The following is a 15981-nucleotide window of genomic DNA, read 5'->3' on the forward strand; positions in this document are numbered from 1 at the left end:
GCAACATGTCTTTGTAAGCCCACATCCTTTTCATTGTTAATACCCCTATTATAACAAAATTTGGCACAAAATAACAAAAGAGGGAAACACTTGCGCTTTCCCTTTTTCATTTATTTCTTTAGCAATTCTCTAGCCTGTATCCGAGCTGCTTCAGTCACATCACTACCAGCTATCATTTTAGCAATTTCTTCTACTCGTTCATCTGCTGTTAAAAGATGAGCAGTAGACACCGTTTTCATATCATCGCTTTGTTTTTCGATGAAAAATTGATAATCCGCAATCGCAATGACCTGAGGCAGGTGTGAGATGGCCAGCACCTGACCGTGGTTACCGATTTTATAAATTTTTTGGGCAATAGCTTGCGCAACGCGACCAGAAACTCCCGTATCCACTTCGTCAAATACAATGCTGGTTCTATCTTCTCGTCTGGCAAAAGCTGATTTTATGGCCAACATCAGACGAGACAACTCACCTCCTGAAGCAACCTTAACCAAGGGTTTAAACCCTTCACCAGGGTTTGTTGAGATGTAAAATTCAACCGTCTCATTACCCTCTCGATTAAACTTAGCTTTAGTAAATTGAACCTGAAACTCTGCTTTCTCCATATAAAGATCCTGCAGTTCCTGCTTAATCTCTTTTTGGAGCACCTGAGCTATCTGATGCCTTGCTTGACTGAGCTCAGTCGCCTTTTGAACCAATTCCTTCTCTAAAACTTTAAGGTCACGTTCCATATCATCAGAAGATTTTCCTTGTCCTGTCAACAACTGATATTCTGAACTGATATTAGTAAAGTATTCTAAAACATCATCGACAGTTCCACCGTATTTACGAGTCATGCTGTAAATGACGTCTAGCCGATTGTCGATGGCTTGCAAACGACTGGCATCAAAATCCAGTCCTTCAATCATATCCGATAGGCGCTTACTAACATCCTCTAAGACATAGTAAGCTTCAGATAAGCTCGCTGAAAGTGCCTTATAGTGAGGATCAAAAGTTTCCAAGGACATGAGGTCATTCATCGCAATCCTCACATTTGACAGACTTGAGAAGTCTTCATTATCCAGCACCGCAGCAGCATTTGCTAGTGTTTCAGCAATATGCTTATAATTGAGCAATTTGTCGCGTTCCTGATTGAGAGAAGCCTCCTCACCGCTTTTCAAATCGGCCGCTTCCAGCTCTGCTAATTGAAATTCTAGCATTTCAATACGGGCTTTGTGCTCTAGTTCATTTTTCTGTTTGGTTAACACTTGCTGGCGCAAGGTCTTATAAGCATCAAAGGTTTCTTGGTAAGAGCTTTTAAGACGGCTAAAATCAGCCTCTCCAAAAGCGTCTAAAAGATGACCATGTAAGGCCGGGCGCATCAACTCCTCTTGATCATGTTGACCATGAATATCTACCAAATACTGACCAACAGCTTTTAGAGTTGTTAAATTAACGAGGGAACCATTGATACGACTGATGCTACGACCATTTTGTAAAATTTCGCGACGGATAACCAACTCATTCGTAACCTCCAAACCATTTTCCTCTAAGAGCTTAGAGAGATTTGGATTCTCATCAATTGAAAAAAGCCCTTCAATTTCAGCCTTGCTAGCGCCATGCCGAATCACCTCTGTGTTCGCACGGGCTCCCAACATAAGATTCATGGCATCAATGATAATGGATTTTCCCGCACCTGTCTCACCAGTCAAAACAGTCATACCCGTTTCAAAATTGAGGGAAATTTCCTCAATGATGGCAAAATTTTTAATGGCAATTTCTAATAACATAGCCACTCCTTAGGTTAAATCCATTTACTGATTCGCGTTTGAAGCGCCTCTGCAGTCGCCTCTGTTGGAGCTACAAGTAATAGGCTATCATCATCAGCAATCAAACTAAAAATCTGTTCTGAAAATTCTGCCATGATTTGGCGTTTCAAAAGACGACTATTGCCAGGAACCACATCAAAATGGAGCATGTTTTTCAATCGAGAAATGCCTAGTAAAATCTCCGATGTGTCTAAATGTTGCGGCGTCACAACTGCTGCTTTGCTATTTGACAAACCATAAATGTATTTGCCAGCTTTTGTCGGAATTTTAACAATGCCAATTTCATTCATATCTCTTGAAATGGTGGCCTGCGTCAAGGTCAAACCTTCCTTTTCTAAATAGTCCAAAAGCTCATGTTGGGTCTCAATTTCGTGAGTCAAGACCATTCTTTTAATCAGTTCCAAACGTTCCTTTTTCTTCATTTTTTTTAAATTCCTCGTGTGCTTTTTCTAGAATATCAGAAATGCTCGCACTGATGGTATTGCTTGCATCAGTGGCCTTTTCCAAATGTGCCAAAAATTCAATATTCCCATGCCCTCCTTGAATCGGAGAGAAGTCAAGCGCCTTAACACTGAAACCGTAATCAACCGCAAACGTCGTTACCTTTTCTAAGACTTTTTGGTGTACCGCCTTATCCTTGACAATACCGTTCTTACCAATCTGTTCACGACCAGCTTCAAACTGTGGCTTAATCAAAGCCACAACGTGACCTCCATCTGCCAAAATCCTATGCAAGGCTGGTAAAATTAAACTGAGTGAAATGAAGCTGACATCAATCGATGCAAAGACCGGTCGCCCCTCTGTAAAATCCGTCTCCTCTGCATAGCGAAAATTGTATTGTTCCATAGACCGAACACGCGCATCTTGACGCAATTTCCAGGCCAGTTGATTGGTGCCTACATCTACCGCATAGACTAGCTGAGCACCATTCTGCAGCAAGACATCTGTAAAGCCACCTGTTGAAGCACCGATATCTAAACCAATAGCCCCTGTCACATCAATGTCAAAAACAGCCAAAGCCTTCTCTAGTTTAAGACCACCCCGACTGACATATTTTAACTTCTCACCTTTAAGCTTGAGTTCGATAGCTTCATCAATCTTTTCACCTGGCTTATCGTAACGTTCTCCGTTGATCACATTGACAACAAGACCTGCCATAACACCTCGCTTAGCCTGTTCACGAGTCTCAAAGAGCCCCTGTTTATAAGCTAGGACATCTACTCTTTCCTTAGGCATAGAGTCGCAACCTTTCTACAATATCTCTGATTTTATCAGACTTAAAGTCTTGAGTTTTCTCTAGTTTTTGAAAAATAGCTAGCGCTTGATCAAGTGACCTGTGCAATACCACATAAGATTTATCTAACCCCATCAGAGCAGGATAGGTTGATTTTTCTGCTATGACATCTTTTTGCGGTGTCTTTCCAAGCTCTGCAAAGGTCGCTGTGACATCTAAAATGTCATCACGAATTTGGAACGCAAGGCCAATTAAACTACCTGCTCTTCTTAAATCCTCCAGAACATCTGAGGACTGCTCAGCTATGATAGCTGCTGCAACAAAAGGAAAGGTTAAAAGCGCGCCTGTTTTACCCTCATGAATGGCTTGTAGCTCTTCTAAGGTCAACTGTCGCCCCTCACCAGCCATATCCAATTTTTGACCTCCGACCATACCAAAGGTCCCTGCAGCTGCTGATAATTCTGCGATTAAATCCACCTTAATCTGTGCAGGAAATGTTGCCTTTGCCAACAAGGCAAAAGGGTCCAAAAAAAGAGAATCCCCTGCTAAAATAGCGGTTGCCTCATCAAATTTTTTATGATTGGTCAAACGACCACGACGATAGTCATCATTATCCATAGCAGGCAAATCATCATGGATGAGAGATCCCGTATGAATCATCTCGACACTGGCTGCCACATCAAAATGACACGCCTTCAATGAAAGCCCAAAACCTTCCAATAGCTCCAGTAATATCAGAGGTCGAATCCGCTTACCGCCACTGTCAACCGAATAAAGGATGCTAGTAATCAATTCCGTCGACACCGCACCTTGTTCCTGATAAAACCGGTAAATAGCGTCATCTATTGCTGTTAATTTATCCATTAGTCTTCCAATTCTGTCTCAGTGCCATCTGCTTGCATTACCTTAACGATCGTTTTCTCCGCTTGCGTCAAAGTCTTTTGTAAATCTTTAGACAGTTGCATTCCTTTTTGAAATTCTGAAATGGCATCCTCTAAAGTCACGTCTCCATTTTCCAACCTAGTGACAATCGCTTCTAATTCTTGTAACTGTTCTTCAAACGTTTTTTTCTTACTTGGCATAACAGGCCTCTCTTTCTTTTTTCATGATGACTAATGTGCCACATTTTCCAGGGAAATCATCTCTTATCACTTCAAATCCTAGTTTTTCATATCAATTCTTTGCTGAAAAATCAGCCTCATTGACCGCTAAGAGCGCCTCATCTTGTTATTATAACCGTAGGCTTCTAGCCTACCTGCAAGCTGCAAGATAAAATAGCCGACACAATTTCTTTTGCCATTTAGTCTAAGGATTGTTGAGTGCCTTTGTTCAATGCTTTAGGCAATTGAGTTATACACCTGTCATCCTCTAACCGATCATTTGATGAGCCTTCATGATAGCAACTATCACAGATCATCTCTGACATCCACAACCTCGGCTTCCAAACGACCGTCTCGCATGAGGACGCTGATTTTATCACCTTTCGCCAGGCCTTTGACACTTGATATTATCTGATCAGTGTTTTGGACCATAGCATAGCCACGAGCGATAATCCTATTGGTATCTAGGGATAAAAGCGCATCCTGTGCCTTCTCAAATCGAGCCAATTTGCTGTCGTACTGATTGGAAGTGTTTGATTTCAGAAGACGTTCTTGAATGGCTATACGATCTTGATATCCTCGAACTTTCCCCAATAAATCACATCCAAGCAATCTTTGCTCTAACAAAATATGAGCTTGCTGACCTTGCCTAAATTGGTTTGTCATGCCATTTTTTAGACCACTTGTCAGCCTATCCAATCTCTGTACATAAGTGTCATAAAGGCGACCTGGTTGCCTAAACATGACAGAGTTGCTAAGTTTTGCCAAGCGTTCGCCTTGAAAACGGACACGACGTAAGCTTGCTTGATAAGCACGATGCTGTTGCTCTGAAATCCAAGACAAGAGATCCGCTCGTGTTATCGGTGTGGCTAGCTCTGCTGCTGCTGTCGGAGTCGCTGCTCTACGATCCGCCACAAAGTCTGCCAAAGTAGTGTCCGTCTCATGTCCAACCGACGAGATTAGTGGCAGACGACTTTCAAAAATAGCCTGAACGACTGCTTCTTCATTAAAGGCCCAAAGGTCTTCAATCGATCCGCCACCTCGCCCAACGATAAGAAGATCTAAGTCATCTCGTAGATTAGCTTTAGCAATGTTACTCGCAATTTCAGCAGCAGCGCCATCTCCTTGGACCTTTGTTGGAAAGAGTAGGATTTCAACACCTGGAAAACGACGATTAACCGTCGTGATAATATCACGAATAACCGCCCCACTTGGACTGGTGATCACACCAATCTTTTTAACAAATCGAGGAAGAGCTTGTTTGTGACGATCGTCAAAATACCCTGCCTCGGCCAATTTTTGCTTAACCTGCTCAAATTGAAGCGCCAGAGCACCAATACCGTCTGGCTCTGCCTTTTCAATGATAATAGAATATGAGCCACTTGGCTGGTAGAGTTCAATACGACCGACCACATTGACCTTCATTCCCTCTTCCAGATTAAAACCAAGCTTTTTATGGACACCAGCCCACATGGTTGCTTGGATGACAGCTCCTTCATCTTTCAAAGAAAAATACTGATGGTTTGGCCTAGGTCTAAAATTTGATACTTGACCTGTCAGATAAACCCGCTCCAAATAAGGATCCCTATCAAACTTTAGCTTGAGGTACTTGGTCAAGCTCGTAACCGAAAGATAATCTGGCATTATTTTCCTCCCTTTCTGTGACTGACCTTCTCCAAGAGACTTCTCTTTTTATTTTTGCATAGCTATACAATTATACCAAATTCTTGTATAAATGACTGAAATTTGGCAAAAAAAGTACCCTCTGGTACTTTTAAATTTGAGTTAGGGGAGTAGCTGTGTCTGGCGAAGTATCCAGAATCTTGACTTTGCGGTCAACATCAATGTCAGCCTGTGCCAAACTCGTCTTCACCGTTAGATGAGCTAACTCTTTGATGTTGTTTTCTTTCGACAGGTGTCCCAGATAGATTTTTTGTGTCCGATCTCCCAAACTATCAATCATAGCTTGAGCGCCAGCTTCATTTGACAAATGCCCAAAGTCCGACAAAATCCTCTGTTTGGTCGACCAAGGATACGATCCTGCGCGAAGAATCTCAATGTCGTGGTTTGCTTCAATCAAATAAGCATCCGCATTTTCAATAATACCACTCATTCGGTCAGATACATATCCCGTATCGGTCAACATCACAAAACTTTTATTATCCTTCATAAAACGATAAAACTGTGGGGCTACAGCATCATGACTGACTGCAAAACTCTCAATATCAAGATCATCAAAGGTGAGCATTTTACCCGTCTCAAAAATATGCTTCTGGTCAACATCTAGCTTTCCTATGGCAGCATCCATAGCCTGCCACGTTTTGCTGTTAGCATAGACATCAAGGTGGTATTTCCGCGCCAAAACGCCCACACCATGGATATGGTCCTTGTGCTCATGAGTCACCAAAATAGCATCCAAATCTTCAGGTTTGCGATCAATCTCACCGAGCAAGCTAATGATTTTCTTTCCAGAGAGACCCGCATCCACTAAAATTTTCTTCTTAGGAGTTTCTAAATAGAAGCAATTGCCACTTGAACCAGAGGCTAGAATACTGTATTTAAACCCCTTGTTTATCGTCATCTTCCTCGTAATCCTCCCATTCATCCAAATCTAAAGCATCCTTATCATAAGGCAATACAATGGTAAAAATAGACCCTTTTCCTTCTTCACTCTTTGCCCAGATAAACCCTTTATGTTGCTTGACAATCTCCTTAGCAATGGAGAGTCCTAGACCTGTACCACCTTGAGCCCTGCTTCTAGCCTTGTCAACACGGTAAAAGCGATCAAAAATTAAGGGCAAATCCTTCTTTGGAATCCCTAACCCTTGATCTGATACCGAGACAATTAACTGACTATCTGTCGTTTTCATGCTGACTCGTATCTGACCTCCATCAGGAGAATACTTGACAGCATTATTGAGGATATTTTCGATCACCTGAGTCATCTTGTCGTTATCAATTTCCATCCAAACAGAGTTTAAGGGATAATCTCTGACCAGTTCAATGGTTTTCTCCGAAGTGCTATGTTGCTCTTTGATGCGCTCAAAACGATTGAGGATTGATGTCATAAAAGCGGTGAAGTTGGTCATTTCCACTTCTAAACGCACCGCACCATTATCAATCCGCGAGAGATTAAGTAAATCAGTAATCATTCGCATCATGCGATTGGTTTCGTCTAGCGACACCTTAATAAATTGCGGAGCAACCTCATCTTTTAGTGCCCCTTCATCCAGTGCTTCCAGATAAGATTTTACAGAGGTTAAAGGGGTGCGTAACTCATGACTAACATTTGAGACAAAGAGACGACGCTCTCTTTCCTCTTTCTCTTGTTCTGTCACATCATGAAGCACCACAACCAGACCCGAAATAAAACCAGACTCACGTCTGTTAAGAGCAAAACGTAAGCGTAGGGTGATAAATTCACCGAATTCGTCACGACGACTCAATGAAATTTCTGGCGTCTTGACAATCAAGTCATGATAGGTATAAGTGTTGTCACTTCCCAAGATATCCAGAATCGTCAATTTCATAGCTTGCTCTGCCGTTAAGTTGAGCTGTTTTTGTGCCGTTTCATTGATGGTTGTGATATTACCTCCACGGTCGGTCGCAATAACCCCATCTGTCATATAAGCTAGTAAACTTGCCAGACGATCCTTCTCTTGGGATAAATTTCCATGAGTCAAGCGCACCACTTCAGACAAATCACTTAAACTATCTGCCAATTCTTCTAAATCTGAACCCGCCTTAACGTCTAGAACATCGGAATAGTCCCCGTTAATTAAGGCTTGCACATTATCTGTCAACTGTCGCAGAACCTTTGCCTGTCTATAGTCACGATAAGCACCATAAAGTAAGTAAGCTGTTGCTGTTATTAAAAGTAAGAGAAGGGACAGTTCAAATGCCCCTAAATTCTTGAGATTAATCATAATTTTTCATGTAATAACCAACGCCACGACGTGTCAAGATATATTCTGGACGACTTGGCGTGTCTTCAATTTTTTCTCTGAGACGGCGAATAGTCACATCAACTGTCCTCACATCTCCAAAGTAATCATATCCCCAAACCGTTTCAAGCAAATGCTCACGCGTCATGACTTGACCCATGTGCGTTGCCAGATGGAAAAGCAATTCAAACTCACGATGCGTCAGTTCTAATTCCTGTCCACGTTTATGAGCTACAAAGGCATCCGGCAAGATTTCAAGTTCTCCGATTTGCAATCTATTTGAGGCGTCCGTGGCATTTTCATCTGCAATTGCCATCTCGATATTCTCTGTCCGACGAAGGTGGGCCTTAACCCGTGCCAGAAGCTCCCGATTAGAGAAGGGCTTGGTCACATAATCATCTGCTCCAATTTCAAGACCAATAACCTTATCAAATTCGCTATCCTTTGCAGACAGCATGATAATTGGAATATGGCTAGTCTTACGAACTTCTTTTGCGACTTCCAGACCATCCAACTCAGGTAGCATTAAATCTAGAACAATCAAGTCTGGATCTTCTGCTTCAAATTGAGCTAGAGCTTCGCGACCGTCAAAGGCCGTTACCACTTCATAGCCTTCCTTTGATAAATTAAACTTTATAATATCTGAAATTGGCTTTTCATCATCCACAATCAGAATTTTTTTCATGGTAATTGATTCCTTTCAAGGTTTTTTATTCTTTCTACATCATATTCTCGTGCTTTCATTATATCAAATAAGCCTAAAAAATAAAACTGCGGAGTGCTCCCCCCTAAACCCTTCGATACAATTTTCTGAAAATACAAAAAAATCCTTGACACTCAGGAATAAGTGTGATATTGTAATCACATGTTATATTTTGTGACATGCATAACACAAAACAAGGAGGTCCCTTATGGCACTCATCGAATTTAAACACGTCAATAAATATTATGGTGACTACCACGCCTTACGAGATATTAATTTGAGCATTGAAAAAGGTCAGGTTGTGGTTCTTCTGGGACCATCTGGGTCTGGAAAATCAACTCTAATCCGCACAATTAACGCCCTAGAATCCATTGATTCGGGAAGTCTTATTGTCAACGGCCATGAAGTTGCCAAAGCTAGCGCTAAAGATTTACAAGCACTTCGCAAAGAAGCAGGCATGGTATTCCAACTCTTTAACCTCTACCCTCACAAAACAGTGTTAGAAAATGTAACACTAGCACCTAGAAAAGTCTTGGGTATGGATGAGAAAACGGCAATTGCTTTCGCAGAAAAATACCTAACCTACGTTAACATGTGGGACCGTAAAGAGTATTACCCAGGGACCCTATCTGGCGGGCAAAAACAACGTGTTGCCATTGCACGTGGACTAGCCATGCAACCTGAGCTTCTTCTCTTTGATGAGCCTACTTCAGCACTTGACCCTGAAACTATCGGAGATGTTTTGACCGTTATGCAAAACCTTGCTTCTGAAGGCATGAGCATGATGGTGGTTACTCACGAAATGGGCTTTGCTCGTGAAGTGGCTGACCGTATTATCTTTATGGCAGAAGGCCAAATTCTTGTCGACACAACAGATGTCAATGAATTCTTCGATCATCCAAGCGACCCACGCGCACAGCAATTCCTTAGCAAAATTATCAACCATACTAGTGAGAAAGTTAGCAAGAAAGGGTAAAGCTTATGAAGAAAAAAAATTTATTAGCTCTTGTTTTTCTGACACTGCTCTTGCTATTCTCCAGCCTAACAACATCGGCAACAAGTAAAACACCAAAAATTGATGCGATCAAAAAAGCTGGAGTCCTTCGTGTCGGTGTCAAACAGGATGTTCCTAACTTTGGATACCTAAATGCTGAGACCAATCAATTCGAAGGGATGGAAATTGACATTGCCAAAAAAATTGCTAAGGCATTAGGCGTTTCTATCGAGTATGTCCCCGTGACAACCCAGACACGTGAACCGTTGATGGATAACGGACAAGTCGATATGGTTATTGCGACCTATACCATCACCGAACAACGACAAGCTAACTTCAGCATTTCTGACCCCTACTACTATGACCAAATTGGTTTTCTTGTTAGAAAAAAAAGTAAGGTTAACCAGATGGAAGATTTAGACGGTCTAACCATTGGAGTTACCCAAGGATCTACCACAAAAGCTAACTTACAGGCTTACGCTGAGGAAAATGGGTTGACGTTCCGCTTTGTACAGCTAGGCAGTTTTCCAGAGCTAAGCATGTCCTTGCAAGCCAAACGCATTGATGCCTTCTCCGTTGATAAATCAATCCTCTCTGGCTATGTCAGCAAAAATAGCAACATTCTTGAGGAGGGCTTTAATACCCAAGCCTACGGTATTGCGACCAAGAAAACCAATACGGATCTAACTGATTTTATCAATCAACAACTAGCAACTTGGACAAAAGACGGTAGCCTACAAGATATTTATGACAGCTACGATTTAACGCCAGCTGATCCAATCAATTAAGAAGGAGGACACCTCATGTACTTAACAACAATTGTGAGCCCTTGGGCATTGGAGCGGTGGGCAGGTATTCTTGATTATGCTGATGAGTTCTTCTGGGGCTTCCTTTACACGCTGAGCGCGGCAGCTTTGGCCCTGATTTTTGCACTAGCTCTTGGAACTGTCTTTGCCATGCTAGAAAGACACCATTCAGCTATCCCAAGATTTTTAGCACGTGTCTATGTAGAAGTCTTTCAAAACACGCCACTCTTGGTGCATTTTATCTTTATCTACTACGGACTTGCTATTATGACCGATGGCTTTATCCAGATTAGCGCCTTCTTAACTGCCGTTATTTGCGTAGGACTTTATCACGGAGCTTACATCGCTGAAGTAATCCGTTCTGGTATTGAAGCGGTTCCCAAAGGACAGACAGAGGCTGCTCTTTCTCAAGGATTTACACCTAGCGAAACCATGCGCCTCATTGTCTTGCCTCAAGCAATTCGCAGCATTTTACCACCTCTAACAAACCAAGTGGTTAACCTGATCAAAAACACTGCAACCGTTTCTGTCATTTCAGGAGCAGATATCATGTTCACTGCGAAAAATTTTGCCTATGATACAACGAACTATATTCCGGCATTTGCTTCTGCAGCTTTCTTGTACTTTATTGTCTGCTTCCCAATGGCAAACTGGGGGCGTCGCATTGAAGCCAAAAACAAAGAGACTTACAGTCTCTAGAAAGGGATTTTCATGGATATTTTTACAAGTGCCAACCTCTCTTTTTTGTTTAGTGGCTTGGCTTTAACCCTATACATTTCCTTTGTAGCTATTGTGCTATCCACCGTATTTGGTAGCATTTTAGCCCTTATGCGTAATAGCAAGAAAAAATGGCTTAGCTTTATAGCTAGTATCTATATCGAATTTGTGCGTAATGTGCCAAATCTCTTATGGATTTTCATTATTTTCTTGGTGTTCCAAATCAAATCCACTCCAGCAGGAATTATTGCTTTTACCGTCTTTACCTCTGCTGCCTTAGCTGAAATCATCAGAGGTGGTTTAAACGCTATTTCTTACGGACAAACCGAAGCAGGGCTTTCACAAGGGCTTAGTCATTTTCAGATTTTTGTCCATATCATCTTTCCGCAGGCTTTTCGAAAGATGTTACCTGCTATTATCTCACAGTTCGTTACGGTCATCAAAGACTCTTCCTTCCTCTACACTGTCATAGCGCTTCAGGAATTTTTCGGAAAAAGCCAAATCCTGATGGGTAAATATTTTGAAACAGGACAAATATTTACCCTCTATGCCATCGTTGCAGGAACCTATTTTCTGATTAATTTTGCCATTTCTAGCCTTTCTCGCTACTTGGCAAAAAGTTGGGCTGCAAGTGCAGAATAACGCTAAAGACCCCCTACGGAAGTCCTATACGACTATCATAGGGGGTCTTTATTTATGTCCACAAGAGAAGAATAAGGCCTTAATGCCTATACAATCCCTTTTGCACACTTTGATCAATCATATCGAGTACCCAAATCCACAAATCTGGACTGTCTTTTTCAATAAAAGCTTTCTTCGCTAAAACTTGAGCCTTGGTCAACCCATCTGGATTATCCCCTTCTTCTGCAATGAGGAGATGATTCATTAAAGGGGCAATAGCATCTACACACCTCGCAAAACGCGCTTCAGCAGAATCGCCACATTCAAATTCTTTCCAAAGTTCCAAGTAACTTCTTCCTTGCTCTTCTGGCAAAAGGGAGAACGTTTCCCGAACAGATGCTAACTCTCTGTCATAAGAACTAGACTTACCTTTCTCGTCAAAAGCTGAAGTGTCTCCTGCACCAATCTCCCCCACATCATGGAGAAGTAGCATGGTCAACACTTTTTCCATTGCTACCTTTTCTGGAAAATGCTGGCGTAAAGTAGCAGCCATCAAAGCCAGTTGCCAAGAATGTTCTGCTGAATTTTCAAAGCGACCATCCAAGGTTTGATTTTGCCTCTGAATCGTTTTCAAACCTTCTAACTCTTTAAAAAATTCCCACTGCAAATATAAGTCTGACATTCGTTATTCCCTATTCTCTTTCTACAGGTTGAGGACCGAAACTTTGTGAAGTCGGCATTATTTCAATGCGGTTGATATTGACATGCTCTGGCTGCTCTGTAATCCAAAGAACGGTGTTTGCGATATCTTCTGGCTGAAGACTATTTGCTCCAGCATAAAGGTTTTCGACCCTATCATTATCACCCTTAAATCGAACTTTTGAAAATTCCGTTCCTCCACAAAGGCCAGGTTCGACATTGGTCACACGTACCTTAGTGCCAGCTAGGTCGGCCCTTAATTCTAAGCTAAATTGTTTGACATAAGCCTTGGTCGCACCATAAACATTTCCGCCAGGATAAGGATAAGTACCTGCTGTTGATCCGATATTGATCACATGTCCCGACTTTCTATCAACCATTTGTGGCAACAGCTGACGCGTCAAATAGCTTAAGCCAACAATATTAGTCATAATCATGGTCTGCCAATCAGAAAAGTTAGCTTCAAAGGCCTTGTCAAGTCCTAAAGCCAAACCAGCATTATTAACCAGAACATCGATTCGCTGCCAATCAATAGGCAAATGCGCCAGCGCATTATCAATAGATGACAAGTCTGTCATATCCATAGACAGAGGATAAAATCTCTCGCCTAGCCTTAGTTGCATATCCTCAAGCGTCTCAAGGCGTCTCGCTGCCCCTATGACGCGATAACCCTTTGCGATAAAAAGCTCTGCCATCGCTTTACCAAAACCAGCAGAAGCGCCTGTAATCAAAACCGTTCTTCCCATAAGTCTCTCCTCCTTCGTTTTCTTTATCATATCATATTTTGTCATTTTTTTCTCATTAAGCCCTTTACTTTTGTATGATATTAGTGGTATAATGAAGCAAATATAAAAAGGAGATTTGATATGATTACATTTGACCACGTTTCCAAACAATATGGAGAAACATTCGCTCTCAGCGACTTAAACTTAACTATTGAAAATGGTGAGATTTTTGGCCTCATCGGCCATAATGGCGCTGGTAAGACAACCACGATTTCTATGTTAACTTCTATCATTGAGGCGACCTACGGTGATATCTATGTTGATCATCTCAAATTGAGCGAGCACCGCGATACCATCAAAAAGAAAATTGCTTACGTTCCTGATTCACCAGATATTTTCTTAAACTTAACAGCAGATGAATATTGGCACTTCTTAGCTAAGATTTATCAAGTTCCAGACGAGCTTATCGAGAGTCGCATTGAAGAGCTGGCAACACTTTTTGATATTTATGACCGTCGTTTTGAAACCATTGCTAGTTATTCTCACGGCATGCGCCAGAAAGCGATTTTGATTGGCGCTTTAATCCCAAGTCCAGATATTTGGATTTTGGATGAGCCTTTAACTGGTCTTGATCCCCAAGCCTCGTTTGACCTTAAAGAAATGATGAAAAAACATGCTGAGCAGGGAAACACTGTTCTCTTCTCCACTCATGTCCTTTCTGTCGCAGAGCAATTGTGTGACCGCATCGGTATCCTACGTCGTGGGCAACTCATTTTCGTTGGAACCCTTGAGGAACTTAAGGACAAACATCCAGGTAAAGACTTGGAAGCTATCTATCTCGAATTAGCAGGACGTGATGCTGATTTAGGAGAGGCGGGTGAAGCCTAATGAACTGGTCAAACATTTGGGAACTGGTTAAAGTTAACATTCTCTATTCTAACCCACAGCTACTCGTTAACATTCGAAACAAACAGGCTAAAAAGCCTAAAAAGAAAATCCAAGCCTACAAAAGTGTGTTGAGCCAGCAACTATTTTCTATGCTTTTGATTGGCGTCCTCTACAGTGCACTCTTGGCTTTTGTTGACTATGCGAGCTATCCAGGCATATTTACCATGTACCTCTCGACTTTTGTCGTGCTGACATTTGTCTCGGCCTTCCCACCACTCTTTACGGTTTTCTATGATAGTCAAGACACCCGACTTTACCTGCCACTTCCTCTCAAACCAGGGGAAATCTTACTGGCAAAAGTACTATCTACTCTTGGTCAGGCCTGTGTCTACCTGCTCCCTGCCTTGGGTCTGCTGACTTTTCTCTACTGGCGCTTAACCAACCCTCTTTTAGCCTTATTGTTAGCTCTCTTTAACTTCCTTGTGATTACTCTAGTTACACTCAGCTTGTCTGTTATTTTGGTCAATCGTGTCGGAGCTTTGCTGGTAAAAAGCCCATATAAGAAAGTCTTTTCGACGGGTATTTTAATCCTATCTCAAGTCATTGCTGTGGGAGGGATTGTCTTTCTGAATGCAAACAATGCTGCATCCATGGAAGGACAACATCCCCTAAGCCTACCCCTTGTGCCATTTTTAAGCGGTTTTTATCATGTAGCCATCAATCCATTTTCACTAGATAGCCTTCTACATTACTGGATTTGGATTGTAGCGCTAGCTGTCTTGATTTTTATCCTCATCAAAACGGTTATCCCAAGCTACCATAATCAGCTGCTTTTGATTGATAGCACTCCAAAAGTGAATCGCCAACGCCGCACTAAAAATCATGGGGTCAGAAAACTTTGGATTCGCCACCATCTAGCAACATTGAAAATTCCTGCTCTTTGGACATCTGCACTCTTTTCATCTACCATGATGCTTTTCATGCTGATTGGCCCATTGACATCTGGCGATCTTAAGGCTAGCCTCATCAGTCCGGGACTTTTTGGGATTTCTCTATTTATCGGAACCTTTATCGGAATGTCGTCGACCGTATTAACCATGGTTGGCATATCCCTAGAGCGAGAAAACTATACCTTCATCAAGGCCTTACCAATTAATTTCAATAACTTTATCAAAGAAAAATTTATCCTGCTTTGGTTGCTCCAGTCAGGCCTCCCTGCTCTAATCTATTGCATTATCGGAGGTATTCTTGGCTTCCACCCTGCATTGATTTTCTGTCTTGTAGCTGGCATTTTCCTAGCTTCTTTGGTTGGGGGACAATTTGATTTCCGACGTGATCAAAAGAATCTCATGCTCAACTGGCAAAACATCAACCAACTGCTAACCCGAGGTAATCGGCAAATGTGGACAGCCCTGCTGGTTATTCTCCTTTTTATCACCTACATTGCAATCACTGTTCTCGCAGTTATCCTCGCTAGTCGCATCGGGGAGATCTTAGTCAGTCTCACCTTGACTTTTATTGTACTTGCTATCATTATTGGACTACAGATTTACCTTTACTTCCATTTCTGGAAAAAAATGTAACAGAAAATCCCGATTTTCGGGATTTTTTTAGTGTGTGGATAGACCTTATTTTTCACTAAACCAACTAAACAGCCCTACTTGCCTAAACGTGGTTACCGATTTTGCAGGCAAAAGCAAGCCACATCAGATACTGTTTGCCCTGCGTCAAGACTAGCAATG

Annotated in this window: 17 protein-coding genes; 6 read left to right on the forward strand and 11 right to left on the reverse strand. The window is 41.9% G+C overall.

Annotated elements, in window-relative coordinates; all coding sequences use genetic code 11:
- Positions 1–110: 110 nt before the first annotated feature.
- From recN to yycF, 9 genes are all read right to left on the reverse strand, one after another.
- Positions 111–1769, reverse strand: coding sequence for a DNA repair protein RecN (recN, locus tag G575_RS0101305; protein WP_027971131.1), 1659 nt, complete (start codon positions 1767–1769; stop codon positions 111–113).
- Between the two features lie 14 nt (positions 1770–1783).
- Complete coding sequence (locus tag G575_RS0101310; RefSeq protein ID WP_027971132.1) at positions 1784–2230, reverse strand: arginine repressor; 447 nt, start codon at positions 2228–2230, stop codon at positions 1784–1786.
- Positions 2199–3044, reverse strand: coding sequence for a TlyA family RNA methyltransferase (locus G575_RS0101315; protein ID WP_027971133.1), 846 nt, complete (start codon positions 3042–3044; stop codon positions 2199–2201). The genes G575_RS0101310 and G575_RS0101315 overlap by 32 nt, the downstream gene beginning before the upstream one ends.
- Complete coding sequence (locus G575_RS0101320; protein WP_027971134.1) at positions 3037–3906, reverse strand: polyprenyl synthetase family protein; 870 nt, start codon at positions 3904–3906, stop codon at positions 3037–3039. The genes G575_RS0101315 and G575_RS0101320 overlap by 8 nt, the downstream gene beginning before the upstream one ends.
- Positions 3906–4124, reverse strand: coding sequence for an exodeoxyribonuclease VII small subunit (locus tag G575_RS0101325; RefSeq protein ID WP_027971135.1), 219 nt, complete (start codon positions 4122–4124; stop codon positions 3906–3908). Before G575_RS0101325 ends, G575_RS0101320 begins: the two co-directional genes overlap by 1 nt.
- A gap of 324 nt (positions 4125–4448) precedes the next feature.
- Entirely contained in the window at positions 4449–5786 is a 1338-nt protein-coding gene (xseA, locus tag G575_RS0101330) for an exodeoxyribonuclease VII large subunit (RefSeq protein ID WP_027971136.1), read from the reverse strand.
- A gap of 130 nt (positions 5787–5916) precedes the next feature.
- Positions 5917–6723, reverse strand: coding sequence for an MBL fold metallo-hydrolase (locus G575_RS0101335; RefSeq protein ID WP_027971137.1), 807 nt, complete (start codon positions 6721–6723; stop codon positions 5917–5919).
- The gene (gene vicK, locus G575_RS0101340) at positions 6701–8068 is read right to left on the reverse strand and encodes a cell wall metabolism sensor histidine kinase VicK (protein WP_027971138.1); all 1368 of its coding nucleotides are present in this window, start codon (positions 8066–8068) and stop codon (positions 6701–6703) included. The genes G575_RS0101335 and vicK overlap by 23 nt, the downstream gene beginning before the upstream one ends.
- Positions 8061–8771 carry a response regulator YycF gene (yycF, locus tag G575_RS0101345; protein WP_027971139.1) on the reverse strand — a complete coding sequence of 237 codons (711 nt, stop codon included), beginning with the start codon at positions 8769–8771 and terminating at the stop codon, positions 8061–8063. The genes vicK and yycF overlap by 8 nt, the downstream gene beginning before the upstream one ends.
- A 226-nt stretch (positions 8772–8997) precedes the next feature.
- Here yycF and G575_RS0101355 point away from each other — a divergent pair, with 226 nt between their 5' ends.
- From G575_RS0101355 to G575_RS0101370, 4 genes are read left to right on the forward strand one after another with little or no spacing between them, the layout of a single operon-like run.
- Positions 8998–9765, forward strand: a complete 768-nt coding sequence (locus G575_RS0101355) for an amino acid ABC transporter ATP-binding protein (RefSeq protein WP_027971140.1) — start codon at positions 8998–9000, stop codon at positions 9763–9765.
- A gap of 5 nt (positions 9766–9770) precedes the next feature.
- Positions 9771–10571, forward strand: a complete 801-nt coding sequence (locus G575_RS0101360) for a transporter substrate-binding domain-containing protein (RefSeq protein ID WP_027971141.1) — start codon at positions 9771–9773, stop codon at positions 10569–10571.
- 15 nt (positions 10572–10586) lie between these two features.
- Positions 10587–11288 carry an amino acid ABC transporter permease gene (locus tag G575_RS0101365; RefSeq protein ID WP_027971142.1) on the forward strand — a complete coding sequence of 234 codons (702 nt, stop codon included), beginning with the start codon at positions 10587–10589 and terminating at the stop codon, positions 11286–11288.
- A 12-nt stretch (positions 11289–11300) separates the two neighbouring features.
- Positions 11301–11948, forward strand: coding sequence for an amino acid ABC transporter permease (locus G575_RS0101370; RefSeq protein WP_027971143.1), 648 nt, complete (start codon positions 11301–11303; stop codon positions 11946–11948).
- A 79-nt stretch (positions 11949–12027) separates the two neighbouring features.
- On the opposite strand, the gene G575_RS0101375 is transcribed toward G575_RS0101370, so the two are convergent.
- Both G575_RS0101375 and G575_RS0101380 read right to left on the reverse strand, forming a co-directional pair.
- A complete protein-coding gene (locus G575_RS0101375; RefSeq protein WP_037622432.1) occupies positions 12028–12609 on the reverse strand; it encodes an HD domain-containing protein in 582 nt (193 codons plus the stop codon).
- 10 nt (positions 12610–12619) lie between these two features.
- A complete protein-coding gene (locus G575_RS0101380) occupies positions 12620–13372 on the reverse strand; it encodes an SDR family oxidoreductase (protein ID WP_027971145.1) in 753 nt (250 codons plus the stop codon).
- Positions 13373–13492: 120 nt separating this feature from the next.
- Between G575_RS0101380 and G575_RS0101385 the strand changes: the two genes are divergently transcribed.
- Both G575_RS0101385 and G575_RS0101390 read left to right on the forward strand, forming a co-directional pair.
- The gene (locus tag G575_RS0101385) at positions 13493–14239 is read left to right on the forward strand and encodes an ABC transporter ATP-binding protein (RefSeq protein WP_027971146.1); all 747 of its coding nucleotides are present in this window, start codon (positions 13493–13495) and stop codon (positions 14237–14239) included.
- Positions 14239–15822, forward strand: coding sequence for a hypothetical protein (locus tag G575_RS0101390; RefSeq protein WP_027971147.1), 1584 nt, complete (start codon positions 14239–14241; stop codon positions 15820–15822). The genes G575_RS0101385 and G575_RS0101390 overlap by 1 nt, the downstream gene beginning before the upstream one ends.
- Positions 15823–15981 lie beyond the last annotated feature (159 nt).

The sequence above is a fragment of the Streptococcus plurextorum DSM 22810 genome (genome assembly GCF_000423745.1).
GTDB classification, from domain to species: Bacteria; Bacillota; Bacilli; order Lactobacillales; family Streptococcaceae; genus Streptococcus; species Streptococcus plurextorum.